The sequence below is a fragment of the Actinoplanes italicus genome (assembly GCF_003001815.1).
GTDB lineage: Bacteria > Actinomycetota > Actinomycetes > Mycobacteriales > Micromonosporaceae > Actinoplanes > Actinoplanes italicus.
Genome location: NZ_PVMZ01000006.1, coordinates 124,646 through 146,639, shown reverse-complemented (window position 1 = coordinate 146,639; position 21,994 = coordinate 124,646). Strand labels below are relative to the sequence as shown.

The following is a 21,994-nucleotide window of genomic DNA, read 5'->3' as shown; positions in this document are numbered from 1 at the left end:
ACGCGGACGGTGCGGGATTAGCAGTGAAGGGGGGATCCCGCACCTTCCGCGTTCATCAACGGATCCGGGTGACCCATGTGGCCGATCGACGAGTCAGTGCGGAACGAGACCGCAGGTGACCGGATCGCCCGCCTGCTGGCTCAGCATCCGCTCGTCGACGGGCACAACGATCTACCGGACACGCTGCGCACCCTGCACGGCGGCGCGCTCGCCCCGGCGGACCTGGACAAGTTCGCGCTCGACCGGCATCAGCCACTGACCCGTACCGACCTGCCGAGACTGGCCGCCGGGCGGGTGGGCGCCCAGTTCTGGTCGGTCTACGTGCCCGGCGACCTGCCTCCGGCGGCTGCCGTGGTCCGGACCCTGCAGCAGATCGACCTGGTGTACGCGCTGCACCGCCGCTACGCCGGCCGGCTCCAACTCGTGACGACGGCTGACGGCGTGGAGGCCGCGTTCCGGGCGGGACGGATCGCCGGGCTGCTCGGTGCCGAGGGCGGCCACAGCATCTGCGACTCCCTGGCGGTCCTGCGGATGCTCGGTGAGCTGGGCGTCCGGTATCTGACCCTGACCCACAAGCAGAACGTCGCGTGGGCCGACAGCGCCACCGACACACCCCGGCTCGGCGGGCTCAACGACTTCGGCCGCGAGGTGGTCGCTGAGATGAACCGGATCGGCATGCTCGTCGACCTGTCGCACGTCGCCGACACCACGATGCGCGACGCCCTGGCCGTGACGACCGCGCCGGTGATCTTCAGCCACTCGTCGGCGCGGGCGCTCTGCCCTCATCCCCGCAACGTTCCCGACGACGTGCTGGCCGAGCTGCCCGGCAACGGCGGGGTGTGCATGGTGACGTTCGTGCCGGCCTTCCTCTCCGAGGAGCGCTGGGCCTGGACCCGGAACCCGGAGGGGCCGCCACCACCGGTGACCGTGGAGCAGGTGGCCGACCACGTCGAGCACGTCCGCGAGGTGGCCGGGGTGGAACACGTCGGGCTCGGCGGTGATTTCGACGGGTGCGACCACACGCCCTCGGGGCTCGACGACGTGTCGTGCTACCCCCGGCTGTTCGGCGAACTGGCGGCCCGCCGCTGGTCGGACGAGGAACTGGCCGCTCTGGCCGGCGGCAACGTGCTCCGCGTGATGCGCAGTGCCGAGGCCGGGCAGGCGCAGCCGGAGGCGGCACGCCATGCGGTCAGTTCGGCGCTCTCCCGTACGCCCAATCTTTGAAAGATCTCGTCTGCCGTCGCCCAGCAGGAGTGCGCCGCCTCGTGGTCGCCGGACGCGCATCGGACAGCACCGAGATCGCGTAGCGTGCGCGCCCGGCCCAGATCCATGCCGATGTCGCGCCACTGGGCCGCCGCCGACTCCAGCAGCTCGGCGGCCTCGGCGAGCCGGCCGGCGGCCAGATGCAGCTCCCCGAGCGTCCGGGTGACCAGCGCGGTGCCGTGTCCGTCGCGCCGCCCGTCGGTGGCGGCCAGGGCGACCCGCAGCGGCTCCAGCCCACGGTCCGGATCGCCCTGCCGGATCCACACCTTGGCCAGCGCCTGCGCGGTGTAGGCGGCCAGATGGGTGTCTCCGACTGCGGTGGCGATGGTGTGCGCTGCGGAGCAGTGCTCCTCCGCCTTGTCGAGCTCCCCACGGGCCCGGTGCACCAGACCCATGCCGCGGATCGCGATGAGCTCGCCGCGCCGATGTCCGAGCCGGCGGTAGAGGGCGAGCGCCGCCGCGAGATGGTCGAGAGCCACGTCGTCGTCGCCGAGCTCGCGGTGCGCGAAACCGAGGCTGTAGTGGGCGTGCGCCACCCCGGCCTCGTCGCCGAGACGCTCCAGCACCTCCCGCGCCCGGTTGATCTCCGGCAGGGCGATGGCGTGCTCGCCGAGCTCGCGGCTGACCGTGCCGAGACCGTTCAGCGCCACCGCCTGGCCGCGGTCGTGCCCGGCCGTCTCGAACAGCTCGGCCGCCCGGGAGAAGTGCCGCCGCGACTCCGGGAACCGGTCCTGGGCGTAGCGCAGCTGACCGATGCCGCACTCCATGGCAGCCTCGGCGAGCCGGTCCCCGGCACGGGCGGCCGCGGCGCTCGCCGCGGTGTGTGTCCGCTCCCAGCCGTCGAAGTTGTTGCGCGCCGCGAACGACGCGAAGACCAGCGCGTCGGCGAGCCCGCAGGCCGGGGCCACCAGGTCGAGAGCGGCGGCCCGTTCGACCGCGGCGATCAGCGCCGGCTCCTCGTTGTCGAACCAGCGCCGCAGGTCGACCCGGTCGATGGTGGCGGTCCAGTGCGCGGCCGGTTCGGGCAGCCCGTCCGGGTGGTAGAGCCGCGGCGTCGCCACCGGCAGCTGGTGTGCGAGGTGCTCGACCAGCCGCAGCAGCGCGGCCAGCGCCCCGGTGACCGTCGCGCGGATGCCGTCCGGATCCTCCCGCGCCAGCTCACCGGCGTAGAGGCGGACCAGGTCGTGCATCCGGTAGCGCGTGCACGGCCCGTCGGCGCCGACCACGTCCAGCAGCCGCGCGTCGGTGATCTCCTCGACCAGGTCGTCGGCCTCGTCCAGCGTGACGTCGAGCAGCGCCGACACGGTGAGCGCGGTCAGCACCGGCGGATCGAGGCAGCCCAGCGCCCGGAACGCCAGCTGCGCCCGCGGGCTGAGGCCGCGGAAACCGACGGCCAGACCGGCGCGTACCTCCAGGTCGTCGACGGCCAGCTCGTCGAGCCGCCGCCGCTCGTCGTCGAGCCGATGGGCCAGCTGTCCCACCGTCCAGTGCGGACGGGCCGCCAGCCGGGCCCCGGCGACGCGGACCGCGAGCGGAAGCCGGGCGCACAGTTCGATCAGGCGTGACGTCTGGGCCGGTTCGGCCTCGGTCCGCTCCGCGCCGACCACCCGGGTGAGCAGGGCCCGCGCCTCCCCGGCGGACATGGTGCTCAGCTCGACGCGATTCGTCGCGGGCACGGTGACCAGCCGGTTCCGGCTCGTCACTAGCAGCGCAGAGCCCGCGTCACCGGGCAGGAACGGGTGGATCTGCCGCGCCCCGACCGCGTCGTCGACGACCACCAGGATCCGACGGCCGGCCAGCTCCGCGCGGTACCGTGCCTCACGTTCGCGCAGGTCGGAGTTGCCCCGGGCGTCCGCGTCGGTGACACCGAGCATGCGCAGCAGCCGGCTGAGCGCCTCCGCCGGTTCCAGCGGGTCGGCGCCGCCCACGTTCAGGAAGAGCGACCCGTCCGGGTAGTGATCGCGGACGGCGTGCGCCACGTGCACCGCGAACGCCGTCTTCCCGGCGCCACCCTGCCCGGAGACCACCACGACCGGGCTGCCGGCGGGCGTGCGCAACGCCTCGGCGGTGGCGGTGAACTGCGGGTCGAATCCGGTGTAGTCCGGCAGGTCGGGCGGCAGCAGGAACGGCCGGTGCGCCCGTGTCAGGCCGGCCGGTGCGGCCGGTTCCCGCAACACGCTGGTGTGCGCCTCACGCAGCAGCGGTCCGGGCTCGGTGCCGAGCTCGTCGACGATCCGGTTGCGGGACCGGGCGAAGAGATCAAGTGCTTCTACGGTACGGCCGGACGCGTGCAACGCGCGCATCATCGCCGCGATCAGCGGCTCGCACAGCGGATCCCGGGCCAGGGCCACGGCCAGCCGGTCGGCCGCCTCCGCGTGCCGTCCCCGCGCCACCGCGGTGAGCGCCCAGTCTGCCAGTGTCGCGAGCCGGTGCTGCTCCAGGCTCTCCCGGGTGCGCTGGGCCCATTCGCCGGGCAGGCCGGCCAGCGCCTCGCCCCGCCAGAGCCCGAGCGCCTCGTCGCAGGCGGCGAGCCGCTCGTCCGGCCCCGCGGTCCGGGTGAACTCCACCAGTTCACGGAACCGGTAGAGGTCGACCGAACCGGGCGGCACCTGCAACGTGTAACCGCCCGACCAGCGGACCAGGGTGACCCCGGTGCTGTCCTTGACCACCCGGCGCAGCCGGGCGACGTAACCGTAGAGCGCGCCGCGGGCGTCGGCGGGCGGCTCGTCACCCCAGAGCCGGTCGATCAGGGTCTCGAAGGTGACCGGGTGCCCGCCGTCGAAGAGCAGAGCGGCGAGCAGATGCCGCTGCTTGAGTGCGCCCAGCGCGACGACCAGTTCCCCCTCGGCCGCCTCGACCGGACCCAGAAGCCGGAACCGCACCACTCTCCCCTTCGGACACCGACACGCGCCGGCCCAGCCTAGGTGTGGAGAGTCGTCACCGTCTATGTCGATCCCACCTGCGGGGAGTCACTCCTGCGCGGCGTTGATCAGCCGGTCCGCGAGGGTGGCCAGCCGGGTCGCCTCCGCCTCGTCGGCGATCAGGAACTGCAGGCCGATCTCCTGCCCGTCCCGGGTGTCCGCCGAGTTCACCACCCGGGCGTGCACGGTCACCCGGTCATCGCCGCCGTCCAGGTCGGCCTCCAGGCTCGTGCCCTCGATCAGCCGCGCCTCCTCGGGCACCAGGCAGCGCAGGCCACCGGCGCTCACGTTGACCAGCGGCGCCTCGACTGCCGGGCGGCCGGGGCAGCGCAGCAACACCCGGCCGGCCGCGGTGATCCGGTCGTGCTCGCGGCGCTCCAGGCGGGTGGCCAGGTCGGCCATCTCCTCGACCCGGCCCAGGGTGTCGGTCATCTGGTCGGTGAGCTGGTCCATCAGGGTGGACTGGTCGGCGGCGACGGACCGTAGCGAGACGGCCGCGTCGCTCACCGCGGCGATGCCCTCGGTCATCGTGGTGATCGTGCGGGCCATGGCGGTGGTGTCCCGCTCCAGGTCGTGGATCGTCTCGATGATCTGGTCGGTCGACTCGGTGGTGTGCGTGGCGAGCTGTTTGACCTCGTCGGCGACGACCGTGAAGCCGTACCCCAGGTCACCGGCCCGGGCCGCCTCGATCGTCGCGTTCAGGGCGAGCAGCCGGGTCTGCCGGGCGATGTCGGTGACCAGCGCCGCACCGGTCGCGACCCGGCGCAGGCTCATCTCCAGCGAGGTGATCACCTGCTCGGCCTCGTGCGCCTGGCCGACGATCGCGTTGGCGGCCATGTCGGCGACCGTGATCCGCTCGTCGATCACCTCGGACGAGCCCCGGACCTCGCCGACCTTCTCGGTCACCTGGCGCAGCTCCCCGGCGATGACCGTGGTGGACTCGTCGATGATCTCCTGGGTCCGCCGCCGGAACTGGGTCTCGGCCTGCCGCTGGTGCAGGAAGCCGGACCGTAGCTGCTGCTCGCGGGCGATCTCCGCGTTGGACAGCGCGGTCTCCTGGTCCTGCAGCCGGGTCCGGGCCACGGTCAGCGCCCGCCCGATGTCGCCCATCTCGTCGCGGCCTTCCGGCATCGGCCGTGGCGCCAGATCCGACCCGGCGATCGCGGTCACCGCGGATACGGTCTGGCGTACGTCGTGGCTGGTCCGCCAGAGCACCGCACCCGCGAACCAGAGCGCCAGCAGGAAGCCGCCGATCGAGAATCCGAGCACCAGGGCCCGCTCCAGCGAATACGTCGCGATCCGGTCGTCCAGCAGACGGCTCAGCGCGTCGTGCAGCGGTTGCACCGCGGCGTCCGCGGCGTCCGCCACCGCGACCGGGTCGGCGGGGCCGGGCCTGTCGAGGGTTTCGGTGAGCTGCCGGCCGAGCTCCTCGATCCGGTCGGCGAGCGCCTGCACCGGCCCGCTGATCAGGCCGGACAGCCCTTCGTCGCCGGTGTTGCCGATGGCCGTGGCGATGTCGTTGCGCAGCGCCTCCGCCACGCCGGTGAGGCGCCCGGCGATCACCGCCTGGGCCGCCACCGCGTCCCGGGCGCTGGTGCCCGCCGGTACCGGCGCCGACGACTGCAGCGCGGTCAGCATCGCCTGCGGCAGCTGCACCACCTGGGCGTCCATCACATAGAACGAGTCCAGGTCGGGGTCGAGGATGAGGTTCGACGTGTTGCCGATCTCGGTGATCAGGGCGGCCAGCGCGGACGCGGTGGCGACGCGTGCCTCGATCGAGCCGTCCCCGGTCTCCGGGACGGCCGTCGCGGCGTCGGTGATCTTCAGGTCGGGGTGCTCCCCGGCGGCGGCACGGACGGCGCCGAGATCGGGGGTACGGCCGGCGGCCGTGTCGGTCAGCGCGGTCAGCACCGGACGCAGGGCGTCGGCGCCCTCCTCCTCGCGGCTGCTGAAGCCGATGTCGGAGGTGGTCACAGCGGTGTACATGCCGGTGGCCAGGGCGCCCGGAACGAACAGTGCCAGCACGACCACGCTCAGCCGGGTGGCGGTGCGGATCCGATCGGTGATCCTGAGCACCGGGCGCAACACCGTGGGCGGTGAGCTGCTCCGTGTCATCCCGACCCTTCCGTATGACCTTATAAAGGTTTTATACGGCAGGCTCGGGGAACGTGTCCGGCGTTCGGGTTGTGCCAGGATGGGCGGATGGCAGACCTGTTCCAGGTACGCATCGCGGTCCGCGGATACGAGCTGGACCTTCAGGGGCACGTCAATCAAGCCGTCTATCTGCAGTACGGCGAGCATGCCCGCTGGCAGGCGTTCCTCGCCGCCGGACTGGGGCCGGACACGCTGGTCACGGCAGGGGTGGGCCCCGTGGTGCTGGAGACCACGATCCGCTACCTGAAGGAGCTGCGGGCCGGCGACGAGGTCGACGTGACCTGCCGGTTCCTCTGGGGCGAGGGCAAGACGTTCCGGGTCGAGCAGGACTACACACGTGCCGACGGGGTTCCGGTCGCCGCCGTCACCGGGGTGGCCGGCCTGCTGGACCGGTCCACCCGCCGCCTCGTCGACGACCCGGCCGGCCGGCTGCGCACCCTCGCAACCGACCCGTCCTGGCTGGCACTCTGACCGCCGCCTACGCCTCCGTGAGGGCGGGCGTCCGGTCGATCCACGCGGTGAGGTTCGCGGGCAGGTCGGCCTTGCTGTAGAGCCAGCCCTGCACCAGGTCACAGCCCTGCTCGCGCAGCCAGTCGCGCTGGATCTCGGTCTCCACACCCTCGGCCACCACCCGGTGACCCATCGCCAGAGCCATCGCGAGGACCGCCCGTACGATCGGCTCCTTGGCGCCGTTCTCACCGACACCCGAGACGAACGACCGGTCGATCTTGACGATGCCGACCGGGAGCCGGTGCAGGTAGCTCAGCGACGAGTAACCCGTGCCGAAGTCGTCGACGGCCAGGGTCACGCCCATGGTCCGCAGCGCGTTGAGGGTGAGCAGGGCCGCTTCCAGGTCCTCCATCACGCCCGACTCGGTGATCTCCAGCCACAGGGCGGCCGGCGGCAGGTCGTTCTCCCGGAGCGCCTCGTCGACGATCCGGACCAGGGAGCCGTCGCGCAGCTGGCGTACCGCGACGTTCACCGACACGTGCAGCGGCCGGGCGTCCGGTCCGCGCCGGGCGGTCCACTCGCCCAGCTGGCGTACCGACTCGCGCAGCAGCCACGCGCCCATCTCCTCGATCATGCCGGTCTCCTCGGCGATCGGGATGAACTCCACCGGCGACACGAAACCCAGCTCGGGCGAGTGCCAGCGCATCAGCGCCTCGAAGCCGTCCAGCTCGCCGGAGGCCAGGTCGATGATCGGCTGGAAGTGCGCCGCCAGTTCGCCGCGTTCCAGGGCGCCGCGCAGCGCCTGCTCCAGCCGGACCCGGTCCTGGACCTGGACCCGCATCGAGGCGTCGAAGAGCGTGTAGACGTTGCGGCCGTTGCTCTTGGCCTTGTACATCGCGGTGTCCGCGTCCCGGATCAGGTCCAGCGCGTGCACGTCACCGGCGGACTTGGCCACGCCGATCGACACCGAGGTGACCACGTCGCCGATGGAGAGCGAGAACGGCCGGTTGAACTCGGCGATCAGCCGCTCGGCGAGTTGCTCGCCCAGCCGCTCGTGGGGCGGCCCGGACAGGGCGACCACGAACTCGTCGCCGCCGATCCGGCTCACCACGTCCTCGGCCCGTACCACCTGGGTGAGCCGTTCCGCGACGGCCCGGAGCAGCTCGTCACCGACCGGGTGACCCCAGTTGTCGTTGATCATCTTGAACCGGTCGAGGTCCAGGAAGAGCAGGCTGATCTCGTGCCGCTCCGCGGCGGCCCGGCCGGCCCACCCGGTCACCGTCTCGGTGAGCAGCTCCCGGTTCGGCAGGTCGGTCAGCGTGTCGTGGGTGACCCGGCGCCGGCTGAGCCGCTCGGCCCGCGCCCGGGAGTTGTTCGAGCGGATCACCCGCAGCAGCACGGTCAGGATCAGCGCCACGCAGAGCACGGCGCGCATCGCGTTGTTGGTCGTGGTGCCCTGCGGCATGATCGCGGTCAGCGCCACCGGGAAGATCACCATCGCGCCGATCAGCGCGGTCCGGCCCCGGCTCAGGTCGCGGGCCACGGCCTGCTGCGGCTCGGTGAGCTCCCGCATCGACGGGTGCAGCGAGGAAGCGGTCAGCAGCGCGAACATCAGCAGCAGGAACGTGTCGACGAACTGCTCCGGAACGCCGACCCCGAGTGCCTCCCGCAGGCAGTACAGCAGGTCACCGGTGAACAGCGCCCCGCACGCGAGGATCATCGTCCACAGCGCCGGCTGCCGGGTGCCGCGAGACAGCATGAGTCGTGCGGCCTGCACCAGGATCACCACGTCGAAGACCGGGAAGAGCACGTTGACCAGCTGCGAACCGGTCAGGTGCACCGCGGTCCGCGGCCCGATCAGGAACGTCCAGGTCAGGAACGCCGTGCCGAGACCCATCAGCAGCGCGTCGATCCGGGCCGAGTCGTCGTCGCTGGCCCGCCGCATCCGCAGCATCACCACGAAACAGAGTGCCACCAGCAGGTACGCCGGAATGGTGAGCAGGTCCGGCAGCAGAGTCAGCCAGTCCGGCAGCCCGCCCTCGGCGCGTACCACCCGTAGCAGACTGCAGACGACGAAGAAGTACGAGGCGTAACGGATGTACCGCCACGGCGTCTCGTCGGCCGGCCGGTTCAGCCGCGGACCGCGATGGATCGCCACCAGGCTGAGCGCCAGCAGCAGAACCATCATCGGGGCGGCCGCCTGCTCCGGGCCGAGCAGCAGGAACCCGAGCAGGGCCGCGCTGAGGCCCAGGTGCACACGGAACTCGAGAAGCGCCCGGGAAGCGGGCGCGGGGCCGGTGGCCTGGACGTGGGTCATGTCCTTCCATCGGCGTGGTCCGGCCGGGCATGACGGTTGCGGCGCTGCAAAATGGGGTGCCGCGTCGTTGCAACCCGGTCACGAACCGTCCGGCGACCCGTTCTCCCGCAGGAAACCGACGATCACGTCGGTCAGCCGGTCCAGGTCGGCGGCGTCCGGGAGGTGGTAGCGACCGTCCAGCGGAACCAGGCGGGCGTCCTTCAGCCCGGCCGCCAGCTGCCGCCCGCCCGCGAACGGGATCACGCGGTCCCCCCGGTAGTGCAGGATCAGCGCCGGTGCCCGGACCTCGGCCAGCAACGCCGACACGTCCGCCACGTACGTCTCCGCCAGGTACTCGGCGGCCACGTCCCGGTCCGCCGAGTCGCGCAGCACCTCGGCCAGGTGCCGGGCCGCGTCGTCGGTGGCGTCCGGCCGGTACAGGTCGGCGAACAGCTTCGCGCCCATGCCCCAGTGCGTGCGCACCATCGTGACCAGCGCCGCGTTCAGATCCGGCCGCAGAAAGGTGCCCGGGCCGTCGGCGAACGTGCCGAAGAACACCAGCCCACAAACCAGCTCCGGGTGCGCGGCGGCCAGCGCCACCGCGATCGGGCCCGCCTCCGACATGGCCAGCAGGTGCACCGGGCCACCGATCCGGTCCACCACCGCCCGCAGCTCGCCGACCGCGGCCTCCAGGCCGAAGTCGTCGACCGGGCCACGGGACAGGCCCGTGCCGTACCGGTCATAGACGGTCAGGCGGACGTGCGCGACCAGGCGTTGCAGCAGCGACGAACGGGGATCGCGGCCGGAGGCGATCACGTCGATGCTCGACACCCAGCCGGGCAGCGCCACCAGCGGCGGGCCCTCGCCCAGCGTCGCCGTCGCGATCGTGCGGCCGCCCGGAGCGGTCAGATAGCGGGCCGCGAGCGCCGACAGCGGTGCCGGCGTGACGGCCGGCGGCGGCCCCGGCAGGTCGTGCCGCAGGATGAGCAGGCGGGTGTCCCGGATCGCCGCGGACGGTTCGAGACCCAGCTCGTCGGCGAGGCGGTCGGCGTACTCCCGGTAGGTCTCGAGGGCGTCGGCCTGGCGGCCGAGCGCGTACAACGTACGCATGAATATGTCTCTCGCCTGTTCCCGCAGAGGGTGACCGGCGACGAAGGCCTCGAGTTCCGCCAAGCGCGGCCGGTCCGCCGCCAGCAGCGCCCGGTGCCAGGCCTCGGTCGCGTGCAGCCGGGCCTCCTCCAGCCGGATCGCCTCCAGCCGGGCCACCTCGGAGTCGGCGAACCCGGCGTAGGCGGGACCGGCCCACAGACCCAGCGCCTCACCGAGCAGATCCGCGGCATCACCCTCCCGGGCCAGCGCCACCAGCCGGTCGAACCGTCCGGCGTCGATCTCGTCCGGGTCGATCCGCAGTACGTAACCGGGCGGCACCGTGTCGATCGTGATGCCCGGCAGGGTCCGGCGCAGCCGCGAGATCTGGCTGTGCAGAGCGCCCGCCGGATCCGCCGGCGCGTCGTCGCCCCACAGCAGGTCAGCCAGCCGGTCGGCAGGCACGATCCGTCCGGCCCGGGCCAGGAACACGGCGAGCAGAGCGCGGCGCCGGTCGCCCAGCGCGACCGGCGCACCCTGCTCGTCGTACGCCCGGACGGCGCCGAGAACCCGGAACCTCACACGACGACTATCGCACCGCCACTCCTACGATCTGCGGATTGATCGGCACCAGCACCGACCGTGCCCGGTGGCGGTCCACCCGTACCGTCGCGAAACCGGCATCCCGCAGCATGCCCTCGATGTCCCGGCCCACGTCGCAGCCCTCGAAGAACCATCGCCACGGGCGGGCCACCAGCCGCTGGACGACCGCGTGGCCGCTGCGCTCCTCGGCCCGGACGTGCTCCAGCAGGAGCAGCCGCCCGCCCGGCCGCAGTACCCGGCGGACCTCGCGCAGCACCGCCGCCGGATCCGGGACCGTGCACAGCACCAGCGTGCTGACCACCGCGTCCACCGAGGCGTCCGGCAGATCGATCGACTCCGCACCCCCCGCTCCCGGCAGGAGATCCAGGGCGATCCGGTCCCGCTCCGCGGTGCTCTTCAAAACCTTGTGCATGTACGGGTTGGGCTCCACCGCCACCAGCCGGGTGCCCGGCCGGTAGTACCGCAGATTCGCGCCGGTGCCCGGTCCGATCTCGACCACCGTCTGCGGCAGGTCCGCGAACATTCGCCGCTTGTGTTCCCCGAGCACGCGGTGGGCGTAGCCGTCCAGGGCCCGCAGCACGCCGGCGTTGAGGCGGCCGCGTACCGGATTGCCCGTCACGGCAGCCCCCTCTCCGCCGCGAACTCCGCGATCAGGGCCGCCGTGGTCGCGGCGCGGGTCACGTGCGGGCAGTGGCCCGCCCCCGGCAGGCCGACGTGCCTGGCTCCGAGCCGGTCCGCCAGCGCCCGGCCCCACTCCGGCGGGCAGATCGCGTCCCGGTCCCCGTTCATCACGAGCGCAGGGCATCGCACCGCCCGCAGGTGGACAGGCTGCTCGGCGCGGCTCGTGACGGTCGCGGCCAGCACCTCCGGCGTGTTGTCGAGGCCCGCGGCGACGCCGGCCGCCCGCTGTTCGGCCGTGCCCTCCGGCCCCAGCGCCGTGTCGACGAACCACTCCACGAAACCGCGGTAGTCCCGCACCCAGGCGTGCCGGTTGTATCGCGCCCAGCCGTCACCCGGTTCCACCTCGGTGTCGAACCGTGCCATGGCCAGCTGCAACGCGCTCGGCGTCGTTCCGATCACGTCGACCGTCGGGCCGATCAGCGCCAGACCGGACACCCGGTCCGGAAATCGTGCGGCGGCCAGCAGCGCGATCAGGCCGCCCAGCGAGTTGCCGACCAGCACGGCCTCATCGGTCCCCGTCGTCTCCAGCACCGTCAGCAGGTCGGCCACCAGCTCCTTCGGGGCGTACGCCGCCGGATCGAGCGGGCGGTCCGACCCGCCGCTTCCCCGTGCGTCGTAGGTCACCACCCGGAACCGTCCGGACAACGCCGTGACCTGGGCCGCCCACATCCGCCGGTTCGTCACCATCCAGGCCGGCAACAGCACGATGGTCCGATCGCCGTCGCCGTTCACCTCGTACGCGAGCCGTATTCCGTCCCGCTCGGCCGTTCCACGCATGTCATCTTCTCCTCGACACCTCCGCCTGAACCTCAGGCGGTGGTTTTGCGTGAAGACTTACGCGCACGTCTGTCCGGCCACTGGCAACCGGCTGACGCCGGCCTGCCGGATCGGCCGGTATTGCGGCAACCGGCTGACGTGCGAGATTGTCGCGCGTGTTCGAGGAGGCCCCCATGGAAGAAGCATTCGTGGCGTACAACGCCGGTCACACCGACGGCGCCGCCGGAGTTCGCGACGGATCCCGCGCGAACGACCCCGAGACCGGCCAGGACTACCGGATCGGCGTCGTCGACGGCAGCGTCGCCGCATTCCAGGCCGAGCTGGTCGCCGAGGTACGGCGTCTCCTGGACGAGACGCGCTGACCCGTGCTCCGCCCGCGGCCCCGTCGGGCCTGCGGTCGTGCCGGGTGTGCGGCCTGCGGTCTTGCCGGTGCTCTGACCAGCGGTGAAACGCTTAGGGCGGGGGGTGCTTTGGCATCGGGCCGGGGGCTCGGCTAAGGTTTCTTCCGTCGCCAGGGAAACCGGGCGGAGCAAGCGGAAGTGGCGCAGTGGTAGCGCATCACCTTGCCAAGGTGAGGGTCGCGGGTTCGAATCCCGTCTTCCGCTCGGAGAAGGCTGTTGCTGATCCTTGCATCGGCCGCCTCGGTGGAGTGGCCGAGAGGCGAGGCAACGGCCTGCAAAGCCGTGTACACGGGTTCAAATCCCGTCTCCACCTCGCTCGCTTCTTCGGAAGCTGGGTGTTACAAGCTGGGTGCAAGGGCGATTGGCGCAGCGGGAGCGCGCTTCCCTGACACGGAAGAGGTCACTGGTTCGATCCCAGTATCGCCCACTTGCTCGATCCGGTCGGCAGCCCTTCCAGGGCGGTCGGCCGTTTCCGTATCCGCCAGAGCCTCATGACCGTCTCTGGCGTTCCTCGTCACTCTGCTTCACCTCACTCAGTGGCCTCGCGTCGCCTCGCGTCGCGTCGCCTCGCGTCGCGTCGCCTCGCGTCGCGTCGCGTCGCGTCGCGTCGCGGGATCTTGCGCGATCTTGGGCGTTTTGGGCGGCAGACGGGGCGAAAACGCGCTAGATCTACCTCTGCGGCGTTCGGCCCTATGTCCGCTCTGTCCTGTCTGTTCCCCCCGCTGCTCCGGCCGAGCGACCGTCCCGTAGCCGCCGTGAGCGCCGCCAAGCCCCTGAGCCGCCAATCCGTGCCGCCTCCTCGTTTGGCGCCGGCCGCCTCAGCTGAGTAGCGCCCGTGCATCTGCAGCCAGGAGGCTGCCGCCCAGCGCATCCACACCCTGGGGATCTGGGGCGCTGGTCGTCGCCCGCCGCGACCTTGCACGCATTTCGTTGCCCTGGCGGCTACCTTGCCCAAGATCGACAGCGGTCGGGTGACGTGGTGCGAGCGTTGCCGCCAGGTCGGGTGAACCGGCACCAGATCGACCAGGCGGCAAGTCGCACAAGATCGGCATACGAGAAAGTCCGCAAGATCGGCCGAGCGGCGAAGCGTGCACAAGATCGGCCGAGCGGCGAAGCGTGCACAAGTTCGGCCGAGCGGCGAAGCGTGCACAAGTTCGGCGAAGTCGTACAGGAGCGAGATCGCGCATAGGAGCGAAATCGCGCAGAGGTGCGAGAACCGCACACAAGAGCGAGACGCGGAATGCAAACGGGGCAGCCGTGCGATCGGGTAGCCCGAAGACGCCCCCGCGTGCGGCTCGCGGGCCTGCCAGGGCCAAGGTGGCAACCCGGGCGAGCCCGGCCCGCAGCGAAGGCTCGTACATCGGTCGGATAAGCGTCTCCATCAAGGTTCAAAGAGATGTTCGTCGATACACTTCGCTTCCCCGGCGCAGGGGCTCCGGGTGATGAGCTGCTGAACAGGGAGCATGATGGCCAACAAAGGAATGCCCACAGTCGGCCCCGGCGCCACCGGTGACGCCGTGAAGCAGGCGCAACGCGCGCTCCGCCGGACCCCGAACACCGCACTGGTCGTGGACGGCACTTTCGGGCCCAAGACCGAGGACGCCACGAAGGCCTTCCAGAAGGCGGAGGGACTGCCGGTCACCGGTACGGTCGACGCGGCGACGTGGAACGCGCTTCCGGACGGCAGCCCGATGCCGACGTTGCGGCAGGGCACGCAGGGAGACGCGGTCCGCAGCCTGCAGCAGGTGCTGACGCTGGGCGCTGCGGGTCTGTGGGAGACGACACCGCAGGGCACCGACGGGCACTTCGGGGCGAACACCGAGGCGTCGGTGCGCGCTTTCCAGAAGTGGGCCGGCATCCCGGTGGACGGCGTCGTCGGGCAGCAGACCTGGACCGCGCAGCCGCTGGCACTCGAGTTCGTCGTAGGTCTGCAGCATGTCGCAAGCGCCTGACGCCGGTCCCGGCCCCGAACAGCCGGTGAGCCCGCAAGAACCGGTGGGTCGGGAAGAACCGGTGGGCCTGGAGGGGCCGGTGGAGGCCGCCGAGGTGGCCCGGCTCATCGACTTCGAGCGAGCCGATGCCGTATCCCTGATGATCTATCCTCCTCCGCCGCCGATGCTGGTCGTCTCCGGCCAGAAGCCGTGGGCGAACATGGAGGTGACGCTCAATCCCCGGCGTTACGTGCAGCAGCCGGAGTACTGGGGCATCGAGGTCATCGGCACGATGCCCGAAATCGGTCAGCCGGCGATCGTCCCGTACGTCGTCGAACTCGACCTGACCGGTCTGCTCGGCACCAAGGGTGTCGAGGTGATCGGGGCGAGTCACACCGAGCGGATCGACATCCCGGCCGCTCAGGCTCAGGACTGACCGGCCCGGCCCAGGACCAGGGTGGTCCGCAGGTTCAGGACGATGGTGCCGCCGAAGTCGTCGACCAGGCGGCCGAGTGCTTCCAGCCCCGCACGCTGCTGTTGCGGCGTGCGGGACAGGAACGGGCCGAAGGTGCCCACCAGGGCCAGATACTGATCCCCGCTCAGGGGCAGGTCGCGGCGGATCACTTCCTTGCGTACGTCGGTGAACTCGCCGCTGTCGAACACGTCCTGCTCGAACCAGTCGACCGGACGTTCCCGGACGTCGGGGTCGACGGCGTGCAGAACGGCTGTGACGGCCTCGCGCTGGGCGGCGTCCGCGTAGTCGTACCGATGCCCGAAGATCGCAAGTGTGCCGTCAGGTGCGAGTGCTCGCCGGGCGCGCGTGTTGCGGGTGGCGGGGTCGAGCCAGTGCCACGCCATCGCGCAGGCCAGCACGTCGACGCCGCCCGCAGGCGGTGGCCACTGTTCGAAGGTGCCGGCGTGCACGGTGGCGGACGGGAACCGCCGGGCCAGCAGCGCCGCCATGCGCGGATCCGGCTCGATGCAGGTCAGGGGTGCGCCGATGGCGGCCAGCACCTCGGTTCCCTTACCCGTGCCCGCGCCGATCTCGGCCACCGAGGCAGGGCGGCCGCCGTGGTGGTCGACGATCGCGGCCGCGATTTCCGGTGGATACCCGGGGCGCGCCGTCTCGTACAACTCCGCAACCGATCCGAACACGTCCACGATCGACACTCTAAGCGGTTCACCTTTTTTGAACTTTCTTAACAGATGCCTTGACGCCGAGCGCCGGGATCTAGTTGAGTCGATATACCTCTCATCCCTCTCGCTCCAGTGCGTCCCCCGGCGTACGGAAGGTGAACCATGCCCAAGAGACGGCTTCTATCCCTTATGGCCGCTGTCGGTGTCGCCGTGGCCGGCGCCGCAGCCGCGATCCTGCCCATGACGGCATCCAACGCCGCCGAGGCCTGCGTCGCCGCGTACAACAACTCCGCCGTCTACACCGGCGGCCAGCGCGCCTCCTACAACGGCAAGAACTGGACCGCCAAGTGGTGGACCCAGGGCGAGACGCCGAGCACCGGCGGTTCCGGCGTGTGGGCCGACAACGGCGCCTGTGGCGGCGGCACGACCAACCCGCCGCCCGCTACCGGCTGCAATCACCCCAACTGGGTCGCCGGACAGTTCTACGCGGCCGGCTCGATCGTGCGGTACACCAACGGCCAGTACTACCGGGCCACCCACGAGAACCCGGGCTACGACCCGGTCATCAGCACCTGGTACTGGTCGCCGTACACCTGCACCGGTGGCGGCACGACCAACCCGCCGACCAACCCGGGCAGCTTCCCGGTCAGCGAGGCGCAGTTCAACCAGATGTTCCCGAACCGGATCGCGTTCTACTCGTACTCCGGCCTGATCGACGCGGTCAAGAAGTACCCGGCGTTCACCGGCGCCGGCAGCGACACGATCCGCAAGCAGGAGGCCGCGGCCTTCCTCGCGAACATCAACCACGAGTCCGGCGGTCTGGTCTACGTCGAGGAGATCAACCAGGCGAACTGGCCGCTCTACTGCGACCGCAGCCAGCCGTACGGGTGCCCCGCCGGTCAGAGCGCCTACCACGGTCGCGGGCCGATCCAGCTGAGCTGGAACTTCAACTACAAGGCGGCCGGTGACGCGCTCGGCATCGACCTGCTCAACAACCCCGACCGGGTCAAGAACGAGGCGTCCGTCGCGTACCAGACCGCCGTCTGGTACTGGATGACCCAGCGCGGCCCGGGCACCATGACCCCGCACGACGCCATGGTCAACAGCCGCGGATTCGGCGAGACGATCCGCAGCATCAACGGCTCGCTCGAGTGCAACGGCGGCAACCCCGCCCAGGTCCAGAGCCGGGTCACCGCCTACCAGCGGTTCGCCGGGATCCTCGGCGTCACCCCAGGGGCAAACCTTTACTGCTGATTCTGTACGGCTGTCGCTCACCGCTGTCTCCGGAAGACCGGGGACAGCGGTGAGCTTTTCACGTCACATGAGGGCGGCGGCCGCTTCCACATCGGCGGAGTCCACCGAGGCGAGCGAACCGAAGAGCGAAACCGCTTGATAGTACGTCCACGCGAGGCTGTAACAGGCCGGGCGCACGGCCACCGAGTAGGTGGCGCACGTCCGTTTCAGATCGGCGTAGAAGGCCGAGTCGACCAGGCTCTTGGCGGCACCCGTGAAAGCGCCGACCGCTTTGTAGTTCCGGTATCCGAAATCGTGCCGGTGGCAGGACAGGGTGAAGTCGAACCCGAGCGGCCGGTCCGGGCTCGCCGAGCAGAAATCGGTACCCCATGCGAAGCCGTACGCCGCCCAGGCGGCCTGATTCCTGCGGGCGGCGTTCCAGCTGTTGTAGGAGGCGGCGGAGGTCTGGGTGAAGGACTGCAGGACGGCCAGCTTCTGTGCGGCGGTCGCGGCGTTCGCGGGGCCGCTCACGCCGAGGAGCATGGCGAGAGCGAGAAGCGCGGCCGACAGAGCGCGGAACAGTCGGGGCAGGGCGGGGGAGTGATGAGCGGCGGTCGTCGCAACCGGTGGTGTCGCGGACATCGGGGCTCCTTCGAACGGCCCGTCCCGCTGGAACGGGCTGCCGGTGGGCGCCCGGGCTACCGGTAGGTAACCCGAACGATCACTAAGTCTGGAGCCCCGGACTGGACGCAAGCCCAGCACAAGATTGCCGTTTGTCGATCCCCGCGCAAACGGGCGCTACCCAAAGATCACCTGTTCAGCCCCGGGATAGTGCCGCCACCACCGTTCACGGTTGTGTTTGACCAGCTTGCCGCCGAAGCGTGCGAGCAGTAGAAGGTCGCCGTTGATGACGAGCGCCATGTCTTCGGTGCCTGTATCCAGCAGCCGTCGCACGATATTGATCATGTTTGCGGCCGCTTGCTCGTGGCCGATCTGCCCATCCAGATCGAAGATCACCGTAACCAACGGATCTGGTTCCCATTCGAACCGGCCCTCGTCCGTTATCGCGTCGACATAACCGTGGCGGTCACTCAAGATCGAGAGATCGATGCCCAAGGTCTCATACAGATTTACCGACAGCGCAGTGCCGGTACCAGGCATCCACTCGGTTTGATGGGGCAGTCCGCGGGCTGCGACCTGGACAGCGGTTGCGTCGGTCGCGATTGTGAGGCTGTAGTCAACCGACATGTCTCACTCCCGATCGCTGGAGCGGGGTAGGTCGATTTGAACTATTTCGCCTTCTGGAGTAATCACTTTGAGCTCCTTGAGACCGGCCACGGGCCATTTGTCGAATTGCTGCTGGAGAGCGCCGAAATCTCCTCGCCAATCCTCGAGGTTTACCACGACACGCTGCGTTTGCCCCTTAATGACCTTGTTCCTCGATTCGGTCCAGATGCCTCGCGTTGACTTCTCTGGCTCAGTCGGGGAGTAGCAGTCGAAAACGCGCCCTTCGATCAGGTAGTCGGGGTTCTTCACCGACCTGCCGGTGTCGCCGGTGTTTGTGCGCGCCTGTGCCACCTCTTCGGTCGACGGATTCTGCTTGACGCGGTAGCCGGAAGCCGCCAGGGCCGTGGCTCCTGAGTTTTCCATCTCATCGGAACGCTGATTGGTGCGATCGTTGCTGAACGTGATCTCTTTCGGTTTGCCGGTCGGGGTGCCGCCCAAAGGGCCGGTGGGGTGGGTGGTCAGGTGCTGGGGCTGGCCGTTGGCGATGTCGGACGGTGTGCTGGCAGGGCCGTTGCCGGCGCGGCCGGCCTGGGAGAACGCGCTCGCCATCGCCTCGTCGGAGCGGACGCCCCCGCCTCCGCCTCCGACGCCGGCCGCGCCGTGCGGGCGGGTCTGGCCGGGTCCGTCGGGGTCGCCGTCGTGGCCTCGGGGTCTCGGGGTCATCGCGTGGTCAGCCGTTGAGGAGCCGGGTCAGGTTGCTGAGGCTGGTGATCAGGGCGCCGACGTAACTCGCGATCCGCATCGCCCACTTCGTCACTGCCACCGCGATCTGTGCGGCCACCACCGGGATCGTGACGACCAGCAACGCCTCGGCGGCCCAGACGATGACTCGGGCGATCAGGTCGCAGATGAGGTCGCGTACGAGGTCCCGGGTGAAGGTGACCAGGTTGCCGGCGGCCTCGGTGGCCGCCGACATGGTCTGGGCCAGGACGCCGAGACCGCCGAGCGCGTTGACGTTGTTGCCCATCAGGTTCCGGTAGGTGTCCGCTGCGGTCCCCTGCCAGTCCGGCAGGTCGGCGTTCAGGCAGTCCTTGAGGTCGGCGGACATCGAGTCGAGTTCAGCCGCGATGTTCCGCCAGGTCGCGGCGTGGGCGGCTACCACGTCGGGCAGTCCGGCGAGCTTGTCGAGGATCTCGCGGAGTGGTTCGAAGTGTTCCATCGCCCACCCGAGACCGTTGGCCAGCAACGCGCTGAACGGGTCGAGGACGGTGGCCGCCGTCTCGGCCGCGAAGGCGCCGCCGGCCAGGGCACGATCGGCCCAGCCGCCGCTCTCCACGGCCCGGAGGGTGCCTTGGAAGCTCTCGGCGAGAGACAGCCCGGTGGTCGCGGTGGCGGTGGGCGACGCAGCGGCGACGAGGGTCATCGGCCGTTCCCCGCTCCACGGATGCGGTCCGCGGCGGCCATGTCGACGTCGTCGTAGTCACGGCCGGTGCGGAGGAGGGACTCCTCGGCCAGGTGGAGGTTCTCCTCCACGTACGCATGGATGGTCCTCTGGGAATCGAGCCGTTCGCCGAGGATGCCTGCCATCCAGCCGCAGAGCAGGCCGTAGGCGGCGTCGTCCCGGGTGATGGCCGCGCTTGCGGCGGTGATCGCGCCGAACCGTTCGCGGATGGCGGCGACCCTCGCGGCGTGGGCGCGAATCTGTGCGGGGTCCGCGATGAAGCCGTCGCTCACGGAAGGTCCCACAGGTGCTCCGGCCGGCGGGAGGCCGGGTGCGAAGGCGGTGGGGACGCCGGGTGCGAAGGCGGTGGGGACGCGGGGTGCGAAGGCGGTCGGGAGGCCGGGTGGGAGGACGGCGGGTTGGCGATGCGATCGGCGATGGCTCGGCCGGCGACCGAGTCCGGGCCGAGGATGTCGTCGATGATCCGGCGGGACTCCTCGGCGGCGCGGACGCGGGCGCCCTGGGCGGCGTCCATCACGGCGCGGGTGACGGCGTCGGGTGGGGTCCGCTGGATGCGGTCGGTGAAGCGGATGTCCAGGAGGGCGCCGGAGGAGTCGACGGTCACCTCGGTGAGGCCGTTGCCGTCGCGGGCGGTGGCCCGGATCGCGGCGATGCGGTCGCCGGCCTCGCGGGTGTTCGCGGCGGTCCGTGCGATGCGGTCCTGCCAGTCACGCAGGTGGGAACGGGACGCATCAGGGTCCAGCAGCTCATCCATGGACATCGAAGCTAGCAAGATTCATCGATGCCCACGGTCCTGAACTCCGGGATGTGGATAACCGGAGAGACCCGTTACACAGAAATTGCTGTTTTCCCAGCTCAGCGTCTTTTGTAAGGGTGACCTAAGTCCGGTTTGGGGGATTTGGTGACCCGGGTCGCTTTGATCTGAACCTAGGTTGAGGTTTTATGGTCGCCTCGGCCTGCCGTCGATCTTGGCTGACGGAATCGAAGCGCGAGTTAGGAAGCGACCATGAACCGCCCCCTGCGAGTTGCCGTCATCGGAGCCGGCCCGGCCGGTATCTACGCCGCCGACCATCTGATCAAGGCATCGGAGACGGTCACCGTCGACATCTTCGACAAGCTGCCGACCCCCTACGGACTGATCCGGTACGGCGTGGCGCCCGACCACCCCCGGATCAAGGAGATCGTCAACGCGCTCTTCCGGGTCCTGGACAACCCCAGGATCCGGTTCATCGGCAACGTCGCCTACGGCGTCGACGTCAAGCCCGAGGAACTGAACCGATTCTACGACGCCACGATCATCTCGACCGGCGCCGAGAAGGACCGTGCCCTCGACATCCCCGGCATCGATCTGCAGGGCAGCTTCGGCGGCGCGGACTTCGCCTCCTGGTTCAACGGCCACCCGGACGTGCCGCGCGACTGGCCGCTGGAGGCCAGAGAGGTCGCCGTCATCGGCGCCGGCAACGTGGCGATCGACGTGGCCCGGATCCTCGCCAAGACCGCCGACGAGCTGCTGGTCACCGAGATCCCGGACAACGTCTACCAGGCGCTGAAGAACAGCCCGGTCACCGACGTGCACCTGTTCTCGCGCCGTGGCCCGGGCCAGGTCAAGTTCACCCCGCAGGAGCTGCGCGAGCTGGACCACTCGGAGAACGTCGAGGTGATCGTCCACCCCGAGGGCATCGAGTTCGACGAGGCCAGCCTCGAGGCGATGCGACAGACCCGGCACATCAAGATGTGCGTCGACATCCTGCAGAACTGGGCCGTCCGCGACCCGCGGGACCGGCCGCGCCGCCTGCACCTGTACTTCCTGCAGGCGCCGGTCGAGGTGCTCGGCGAGAACGGCAAGGTCGTCGGCCTGCGCACCGAGACGCAGGAGCTGACCGGCGACGGCTGGGTCCGCGGCACCGGCGAGTTCACCGACTGGAACGTGCAGGCCGTCTACCGCGCCGTGGGTTACCTGAGCAGCGCGTTGCCGGACCTGCCGTTCGACACCCGCACCGGCACGGTTCCGCACGCCGCCGGCCGGGTCATCGACCTGGACGGCGAGCACGTGCCCGGCACGTACGTGGCCGGCTGGATCAAGCGCGGCCCGGTCGGCCTCATCGGCCACACCAAGGGATGCTCCGGCGAAACGGTCGCGAGCCTGATGGAGGACCAGACCGAGGGCCGGCTGCCGATCGCGCCGGAGGGCGACCCGGAGGCCCCGATCGTCTACCTGGAGCAGCGTGGCCTGCCGATCACCACCTGGGCCGGCTGGCAGCTGCTGGACGCCCACGAGATCGCGCTCGGCGAGCCGCACGGCCGCAAGCGGATCAAGGTCGTCGACCGTGACGAGATGACCGCCATCTCGCGCGGCTGATCTACACGACGAA

At 70.5% G+C, this 21,994-nt stretch carries 19 protein-coding genes, 3 tRNA genes and 1 pseudogene; 10 read left to right on the top strand and 13 right to left on the bottom strand.

Translation table 11 applies throughout. The features are described 5' to 3' along the window. Positions 1-96 precede the first annotated feature (96 nt). Positions 97-1,224: a dipeptidase gene (locus CLV67_RS53385; RefSeq protein ID WP_239165944.1), complete on the top strand. Its 1,128-nt coding sequence runs from the start codon at positions 97-99 to the stop codon at positions 1,222-1,224. Between the two features lie 38 nt (positions 1,225-1,262). Here CLV67_RS53385 and CLV67_RS16850 read toward each other — a convergent pair. Further along, positions 1,263-3,872: pseudogene (locus CLV67_RS16850) on the bottom strand (ATP-binding protein); the annotation flags it as partial. 360 nt (positions 3,873-4,232) lie between these two features. Next, positions 4,233-6,299, bottom strand: coding sequence for a methyl-accepting chemotaxis protein (locus CLV67_RS16845; protein ID WP_146169198.1), 2,067 nt, complete (start codon positions 6,297-6,299; stop codon positions 4,233-4,235). Positions 6,300-6,386: 87 nt separating this feature from the next. On the opposite strand from CLV67_RS16845, the gene CLV67_RS16840 reads away from it, so the two are divergent. After that, positions 6,387-6,809, top strand: a complete 423-nt coding sequence (locus tag CLV67_RS16840; RefSeq protein WP_106319847.1) for an acyl-CoA thioesterase — start codon at positions 6,387-6,389, stop codon at positions 6,807-6,809. Positions 6,810-6,816: 7 nt separating this feature from the next. Here the strand turns inward: CLV67_RS16840 and CLV67_RS16835 are convergent, their stop codons facing one another. From CLV67_RS16835 to CLV67_RS16820, 4 genes are all read right to left on the bottom strand, one after another. Then, positions 6,817-9,105, bottom strand: coding sequence for a putative bifunctional diguanylate cyclase/phosphodiesterase (locus tag CLV67_RS16835; protein ID WP_106319343.1), 2,289 nt, complete (start codon positions 9,103-9,105; stop codon positions 6,817-6,819). A 78-nt stretch (positions 9,106-9,183) separates the two neighbouring features. Further along, entirely contained in the window at positions 9,184-10,752 is a 1,569-nt protein-coding gene (locus CLV67_RS16830; RefSeq protein ID WP_106319341.1) for a bifunctional AfsR/SARP family transcriptional regulator/alpha/beta hydrolase, read from the bottom strand. A gap of 7 nt (positions 10,753-10,759) precedes the next feature. Next, entirely contained in the window at positions 10,760-11,392 is a 633-nt protein-coding gene (locus CLV67_RS16825; RefSeq protein WP_203736840.1) for a class I SAM-dependent methyltransferase, read from the bottom strand. Further along, positions 11,389-12,231 (bottom strand): alpha/beta fold hydrolase, encoded by an 843-nt coding sequence (locus CLV67_RS16820; protein ID WP_106319339.1) that lies wholly within the window; start codon positions 12,229-12,231, stop codon positions 11,389-11,391. The genes CLV67_RS16825 and CLV67_RS16820 overlap by 4 nt, the downstream gene beginning before the upstream one ends. Before the next feature lie 173 nt (positions 12,232-12,404). Between CLV67_RS16820 and CLV67_RS16815 the strand changes: the two genes are divergently transcribed. From CLV67_RS16815 to CLV67_RS16785, 6 genes are all read left to right on the top strand, one after another. Beyond that, positions 12,405-12,593, top strand: a complete 189-nt coding sequence (locus CLV67_RS16815) for a hypothetical protein (protein ID WP_106319843.1) — start codon at positions 12,405-12,407, stop codon at positions 12,591-12,593. A gap of 171 nt (positions 12,594-12,764) precedes the next feature. Beyond that, a tRNA-Gly gene (locus CLV67_RS16810) sits at positions 12,765-12,836 on the top strand. 38 nt (positions 12,837-12,874) lie between these two features. Beyond that, positions 12,875-12,945: transfer RNA gene (locus CLV67_RS16805), tRNA-Cys, on the top strand. Positions 12,946-12,987: 42 nt separating this feature from the next. Further along, a tRNA-Val gene (locus tag CLV67_RS16800) sits at positions 12,988-13,059 on the top strand. Positions 13,060-14,113: 1,054 nt separating this feature from the next. Further along, the gene (locus CLV67_RS16790) at positions 14,114-14,584 is read left to right on the top strand and encodes a peptidoglycan-binding domain-containing protein (RefSeq protein WP_170153901.1); all 471 of its coding nucleotides are present in this window, start codon (positions 14,114-14,116) and stop codon (positions 14,582-14,584) included. Beyond that, entirely contained in the window at positions 14,568-14,999 is a 432-nt protein-coding gene (locus tag CLV67_RS16785; RefSeq protein ID WP_203736837.1) for a hypothetical protein, read from the top strand. Before CLV67_RS16790 ends, CLV67_RS16785 begins: the two co-directional genes overlap by 17 nt. On the opposite strand, the gene CLV67_RS16780 is transcribed toward CLV67_RS16785, so the two are convergent. Further along, positions 14,990-15,724 carry a class I SAM-dependent methyltransferase gene (locus CLV67_RS16780; RefSeq protein WP_170153900.1) on the bottom strand — a complete coding sequence of 245 codons (735 nt, stop codon included), beginning with the start codon at positions 15,722-15,724 and terminating at the stop codon, positions 14,990-14,992. The genes CLV67_RS16785 and CLV67_RS16780 overlap by 10 nt on opposite strands. A 138-nt stretch (positions 15,725-15,862) precedes the next feature. Here CLV67_RS16780 and CLV67_RS16775 point away from each other — a divergent pair, with 138 nt between their 5' ends. Further along, positions 15,863-16,954 (top strand): glycoside hydrolase family 19 protein, encoded by a 1,092-nt coding sequence (locus CLV67_RS16775; protein ID WP_106319328.1) that lies wholly within the window; start codon positions 15,863-15,865, stop codon positions 16,952-16,954. A 63-nt stretch (positions 16,955-17,017) separates the two neighbouring features. Here the strand turns inward: CLV67_RS16775 and CLV67_RS16770 are convergent, their stop codons facing one another. From CLV67_RS16770 to CLV67_RS16745, 6 genes are all read right to left on the bottom strand, one after another. Further along, positions 17,018-17,575 (bottom strand): phospholipase, encoded by a 558-nt coding sequence (locus tag CLV67_RS16770; protein WP_106319326.1) that lies wholly within the window; start codon positions 17,573-17,575, stop codon positions 17,018-17,020. Between the two features lie 156 nt (positions 17,576-17,731). Next, positions 17,732-18,181, bottom strand: coding sequence for a SitI3 family protein (locus tag CLV67_RS16765; protein ID WP_106319324.1), 450 nt, complete (start codon positions 18,179-18,181; stop codon positions 17,732-17,734). A 3-nt stretch (positions 18,182-18,184) separates the two neighbouring features. Beyond that, positions 18,185-18,583, bottom strand: a complete 399-nt coding sequence (locus CLV67_RS16760; RefSeq protein ID WP_106319841.1) for a CdiA C-terminal domain-containing protein — start codon at positions 18,581-18,583, stop codon at positions 18,185-18,187. 307 nt (positions 18,584-18,890) lie between these two features. Beyond that, entirely contained in the window at positions 18,891-19,583 is a 693-nt protein-coding gene (locus tag CLV67_RS16755) for a WXG100 family type VII secretion target (protein ID WP_106319322.1), read from the bottom strand. Next, complete coding sequence (locus tag CLV67_RS16750; protein WP_106319320.1) at positions 19,580-19,894, bottom strand: hypothetical protein; 315 nt, start codon at positions 19,892-19,894, stop codon at positions 19,580-19,582. Before CLV67_RS16750 ends, CLV67_RS16755 begins: the two co-directional genes overlap by 4 nt. After that, positions 19,891-20,376, bottom strand: coding sequence for a YbaB/EbfC family nucleoid-associated protein (locus CLV67_RS16745; RefSeq protein WP_170153899.1), 486 nt, complete (start codon positions 20,374-20,376; stop codon positions 19,891-19,893). The genes CLV67_RS16750 and CLV67_RS16745 overlap by 4 nt, the downstream gene beginning before the upstream one ends. 252 nt (positions 20,377-20,628) lie before the next feature. On the opposite strand from CLV67_RS16745, the gene CLV67_RS16740 reads away from it, so the two are divergent. Then, positions 20,629-21,981 carry an FAD-dependent oxidoreductase gene (locus CLV67_RS16740; RefSeq protein WP_203736836.1) on the top strand — a complete coding sequence of 451 codons (1,353 nt, stop codon included), beginning with the start codon at positions 20,629-20,631 and terminating at the stop codon, positions 21,979-21,981. Positions 21,982-21,994 lie beyond the last annotated feature (13 nt).

Bases quoted from the DNA above. Each gene is read 5' to 3' on its own strand.
- CLV67_RS16755 (WP_106319322.1), bottom strand. From the start codon at position 19,583: ATGACCCTCGTCGCCGCTGCGTCGCCCACCGCCACCGCGACCACCGGG.
- CLV67_RS16760 (WP_106319841.1), bottom strand. From the start codon at position 18,583: ATGGAAAACTCAGGAGCCACGGCCCTGGCGGCTTCCGGCTACCGCGTC.
- CLV67_RS16815 (WP_106319843.1), top strand. From the start codon at position 12,405: ATGGAAGAAGCATTCGTGGCGTACAACGCCGGTCACACCGACGGCGCC.
- CLV67_RS16840 (WP_106319847.1), top strand. From the start codon at position 6,387: ATGGCAGACCTGTTCCAGGTACGCATCGCGGTCCGCGGATACGAGCTG.
- CLV67_RS16785 (WP_203736837.1), top strand. From the start codon at position 14,568: ATGTCGCAAGCGCCTGACGCCGGTCCCGGCCCCGAACAGCCGGTGAGC.
- CLV67_RS16845 (WP_146169198.1), bottom strand. From the start codon at position 6,299: ATGACACGGAGCAGCTCACCGCCCACGGTGTTGCGCCCGGTGCTCAGG.
- CLV67_RS16770 (WP_106319326.1), bottom strand. From the start codon at position 17,575: ATGTCCGCGACACCACCGGTTGCGACGACCGCCGCTCATCACTCCCCC.
- CLV67_RS16765 (WP_106319324.1), bottom strand. From the start codon at position 18,181: ATGTCGGTTGACTACAGCCTCACAATCGCGACCGACGCAACCGCTGTC.
- CLV67_RS16775 (WP_106319328.1), top strand. From the start codon at position 15,863: ATGCCCAAGAGACGGCTTCTATCCCTTATGGCCGCTGTCGGTGTCGCC.
- CLV67_RS16790 (WP_170153901.1), top strand. From the start codon at position 14,114: ATGCCCACAGTCGGCCCCGGCGCCACCGGTGACGCCGTGAAGCAGGCG.
- CLV67_RS16820 (WP_106319339.1), bottom strand. From the start codon at position 12,231: ATGCGTGGAACGGCCGAGCGGGACGGAATACGGCTCGCGTACGAGGTG.
- CLV67_RS16745 (WP_170153899.1), bottom strand. From the start codon at position 20,376: ATGGATGAGCTGCTGGACCCTGATGCGTCCCGTTCCCACCTGCGTGAC.
- CLV67_RS16835 (WP_106319343.1), bottom strand. From the start codon at position 9,105: ATGACCCACGTCCAGGCCACCGGCCCCGCGCCCGCTTCCCGGGCGCTT.
- CLV67_RS16740 (WP_203736836.1), top strand. From the start codon at position 20,629: ATGAACCGCCCCCTGCGAGTTGCCGTCATCGGAGCCGGCCCGGCCGGT.